Annotated in this window: 1 protein-coding gene and 1 pseudogene; both read left to right on the forward strand. The window is 68.2% G+C overall.

The window, feature by feature from the left end; genetic code table 11:
* Positions 1-531 (forward strand): bifunctional ornithine acetyltransferase/N-acetylglutamate synthase (locus tag EN893_RS36445; RefSeq protein WP_206640268.1); only part of this gene is annotated, 531 nt, incomplete at its 5' end.
* Positions 532-536: 5 nt separating this feature from the next.
* A pseudogene (locus EN893_RS39735) lies at positions 537-717 on the forward strand (GNAT family N-acetyltransferase); the annotation flags it as partial.

Raw genomic sequence — 717 nt, forward strand, 5'->3', positions numbered from 1 at the left:
CTGCTGATCTTCGCCACCGGCAAGGCCGCCAAGCGCGGCGCGCCGGAGATAACCGATCCCAAGGATGCCCGTCTCGGCGCGTTCCGCCGGGCGCTCGGCAAGGTGCTGAAATCGCTGGCGCTGCAAGTGGTGCGCGACGGCGAGGGCGCCCGCAAGCAGGTCGAAGTCACCGTCACCGGCGCCAAATCGGCGCGCTCGGCCAAGCGCATCGCGCTGTCCATCGCCAATTCGCCGCTGGTCAAGACGGCGGTCGCCGGCGAGGACGCCAATTGGGGCCGCGTCGTCATGGCCGTCGGCAAGGCCGGCGAACCCGCCGATCGCGACCGGCTGTCGATCTGGTTCGGCGACAACAGGCTGGCGCATGAAGGCGAGCGCGACCCCGGCTACTCCGAGGCCGCGACGTCGGCCTACATGAAGCGCGACGACATCCGCATCCGTGCCGATATCGGCATCGGCCGCGGCAAGGCGACGGTGTGGACCTGCGATCTCACCAAGGAATATGTCGCCATCAATGGCGATTATCGGAGCTGACGGTTTTGAGCTCCAGGCATCCGGCAAGCATGCTCGCGATCGTACGCCGCTACGAGGCGGCCGGCTTTCGCGCCTGGCCGGCAGCCGCCGTCCACTATGACGGCACCTGGGTGGTGCGGCTGACCGCCGGCCATCCGGCCAAGCGGCTGAACTCGGTCAATCCGCTCGATCCCGGCGATATCATGC

Origin of the sequence: Mesorhizobium sp. M7A.F.Ca.CA.004.04.2.1 (genome assembly GCF_004022825.1) — a bacterium.
GTDB lineage: Bacteria > Pseudomonadota > Alphaproteobacteria > Rhizobiales > Rhizobiaceae > Mesorhizobium.